The 2,986-nt window shown below is 63.6% G+C and carries 3 protein-coding genes; all 3 read left to right on the forward strand.

The genetic code is table 11. The features are described from left to right. The first annotated feature begins 102 nt into the window (after nt 1-102). The 3 genes from EN925_RS30270 (at nt 103) to EN925_RS30280 (ending at nt 2,888) form a co-directional block, all read left to right on the forward strand. Entirely contained in the window at nt 103-1,479 is a 1,377-nt protein-coding gene (locus tag EN925_RS30270) for a flagellar hook-length control protein FliK (RefSeq protein ID WP_127385035.1), read from the forward strand. Beyond that, a complete protein-coding gene (locus tag EN925_RS30275; protein WP_164753690.1) occupies nt 1,409-1,996 on the forward strand; it encodes a transglycosylase SLT domain-containing protein in 588 nt (195 codons plus the stop codon). The genes EN925_RS30270 and EN925_RS30275 overlap by 71 nt, the downstream gene beginning before the upstream one ends. A gap of 223 nt (nt 1,997-2,219) precedes the next feature. Then, the gene (locus EN925_RS30280) at nt 2,220-2,888 is read left to right on the forward strand and encodes a response regulator transcription factor (protein WP_013529780.1); all 669 of its coding nucleotides are present in this window, start codon (nt 2,220-2,222) and stop codon (nt 2,886-2,888) included. Nucleotides 2,889-2,986: the final 98 nt, after the last annotated feature.

Raw genomic sequence — 2,986 nt, forward strand, 5'->3', positions numbered from 1 at the left:
CCCCCCCGCCGGCCCAAAACCCGCCGATCCGACCGACGCCGCCATGACCAGAACACGTCGACAGCTCGACCTGATCGACCAGATGCTTGGAGCCGCCCCTAAATGACCACCAGCCTCGGCTCGGCCTTGCCAGGATTTGCCTCCACGCGCGCGACGTCGGAGCAGCCGGCCGCGAACGGCAGAAACGATGACGCCGGCTTCGGCAAAATGCTGCGCGACGATGCCCGCCCGGAACGGCAGGCGTCGACAGAGGCGGGATCGCGCGACCGGCGCTGGAGCAAGCTCGCTGCCGGCCTCGCCGGGCATGGCGCCAAGGCCGAACCGGCATCGGCCGAGCCCGGAAGGACCACCTCGGCCAAAGGCGCAAGCGTGAAAACCGGCAAGGACGAATTGGAAGCAAAGGCGCACAAGGCCGACGCCGAACAGACGGCGTCGGATACCGCGCCGCTTCAGGACGACCTGCCGCTGCTGATCGCGTTTCATGACCTGCGGCATTTCTCGACAGCGGCCAAGGCAGCGGGGGGCAATGCGGCCACCGGCGAGAATCCGTCGGACCCGGCGCTCGGCGGACAGGCTGCACTGCCAAAGACCTACCGCTCAAAATCGTCGGGCGGACGCGAAGCACTCGAAACCGTGTCGAAGCCGGAGCAGGCGTCGACCGTCGACGGACCTTTGACGGCGCTTGACGGTCAGTCGCCGAGCGCTGCCTCCAGCGCGCCAAAACGCGACGTCACAGCGGCGGCCCAGAAGCTGTCGGACGCGCCGGCTGCCGATGTGCCCGGCGTGCCGTCGAAGCCCACCACGAATGCGATGAGGAGCATCGAGGATGTGCGGTCCTCGATGCGTCCCGAAGCCGGAAAACAGTCCCTGTCCGCCGCGCGCATCGACGTGGTGTCGGAACGGAGCTTCCCCGCGCCGCCGCAGGGTCCCATCAGCCAGGCGGCCCTCAATGTGATCAACGCCATAGCCGCCGACGCCGGGCCGCAAAAGGCGCTTTCAGCCTCACCCACGACCACCCATCTGGCCAGCTCTGTTGCCGTTCCGACACATGTGTTGAAGATCGAACTTCACCCTGCCGAACTCGGCATGGTGACGGCCAATCTTCGCCTCTCCGGGGAACAACTTTCGATTGAGCTGAAGCCTGAAACACACGATGCCTATCGTCGGCTGTCGGCCGACAGCGAGGCCATCGTCAAGTCGCTGCGAGGGCTCGGCTTCGAGGTTGACAAGGTCACGATAATGCAACCTTCGGTAGCAGTTCCCGCTACAACCCGGACGGATGCAACCGCTCCCTTGGCGGCCGCAACAGGCCGCGATCCAGCATCCTTTCAACCGGGGAATTCGGGCGGCGGCAATGGTGGAGCCGGCGGCCAGCAACCGGGTCAGCAATCCTCAGGGAACCGCAACGATGACGCGCAGGACTACGGCCGCGGCACTTCGCCTTCTCGCGAGCGCGCTGGCGGCGATATCTTTATCTAGCGCGGTAACAGCTGCCGCAGCCACGACCAACCCTTGCGAGCCGGAAATCCTGCGCGCCGCCGACCGCTATGGCGTTCCCGCCGGCATCCTTTATGCCGTTGGCCTGACGGAGACCGGCAACAAGGGCAGCCTTCAACCCAACGCTTTGAATATAGAGGGAAAAGCAGTCTTTCCCAGGAGCCGGACCGAGGCCCTTGCCGCCTTCGCCAATGCCCGGCGCGAGGGCAAGACCCTGATCGATCTGGGCTGCATGCAGATCAACCACCACTACCACGCATCGCATTTTCGCAGCGTCGAGGACATGCTCGACCCACGTCAGAACGTCGACTATGCGGCGCGCTTCCTGGCCAGCCTTCATGCCCGTCACGAGACCTGGTCGATGGCCGTGGCCCGCTATCATGCCGGCCCCGACAATGACCCGGCGCAGAAGATCTATGTCTGCCGTGTCATTGCCAACATGGTCGCCACCGGCTTTGGAAAATGGACCGCGAACGCCCGCGGATTCTGCAACCCATAAGCGCATTTCCCATTACTAATAGACCTGCCACACAACCCCGAATTGTTGTTCTGGCCTGGCCAAGACTTGGCGCCGAATGCGTATCTGGCTGCACGCTAATGCAACCGATACGATTCCAGACTCCCAAGAAACTAGCTATAAGAAATGACGGTTGTTCAGGATTCTCGCCAGCGGATAGGCCTCTCTTCACGGGGCAAATGATTTGATTCGGAAGGCGGGGCCGATGATTGTGATCGTTGACGAGCGCGAGCTCGTAACAGAGGGATACAATTCACTTTTCGATCGTGAGGGCATCGCCTGTGCAGGCTTTGCATCCGGCGAATTCGGTGAGTGGGTGAATTCGGCCGCCGACACCGATCTGCGCTCGGTCAGGGCCTTCCTCATCGGCGATTGCCGCGAAGGTTCCATCTCTCCGCGCCAGATCCGCGACCGCACCGGCGCCCCGGTGATTGCGCTGAGCGAACAGCATTCGCTGGAGAACACGCTGCGGTTGTTCGAGAGCGGCGTCGATGACGTCATTCGCAAGCCCGTCCATATCCGTGAGATCCTGGCCCGCATCACCGCGATCCGCCGCCGCGCCCAGGAAGACGTCGCCTACACCGAGATCGGCGCCATGCGCATCTTCATGGACGGCCGCGACCCCGAGATCGACGGTCAGCCCCTCCCCCTGCCGCGCCGCGAGCGCCGCATCCTCGAATATCTGGCGAGCAATCGCGGGCGCCGGGTCACCAAGACCCAGGTCTTCAACGCCATCTACGGCATCTTCGACGAAGAGGTCGAGGAGAACGTGGTGGAGAGCCACATCAGCAAACTGCGCAAGAAGCTGCGCGAGAAGCTGGGCACCGACCCGATCGATTCCAAGCGTTTCCTCGGCTACCGGCTCGTCTTCTGATGCAGCGCCGCGCCAGCCTCGCGCAAGAAAACATGCGTAGCCTCGCAGCCAGCAGCATGGACACAGCGGAGACGTTTCGATGAGCCTCTATGGAAGGA

Origin of the sequence: Mesorhizobium sp. M7A.F.Ca.US.006.04.2.1 (assembly GCF_004022915.1) — a bacterium.
Lineage (GTDB): Bacteria > Pseudomonadota > Alphaproteobacteria > Rhizobiales > Rhizobiaceae > Mesorhizobium > Mesorhizobium ciceri.

Coding starts and splice junctions, on each gene's coding strand:
- EN925_RS30280 (WP_013529780.1), top strand. CDS start 2,220: ATGATTGTGATCGTTGACGAGCGCGAGCTCGTAACAGAGGGATACAAT.
- EN925_RS30270 (WP_127385035.1), top strand. CDS start 103: ATGACCACCAGCCTCGGCTCGGCCTTGCCAGGATTTGCCTCCACGCGC.
- EN925_RS30275 (WP_164753690.1), top strand. CDS start 1,409: ATGACGCGCAGGACTACGGCCGCGGCACTTCGCCTTCTCGCGAGCGCG.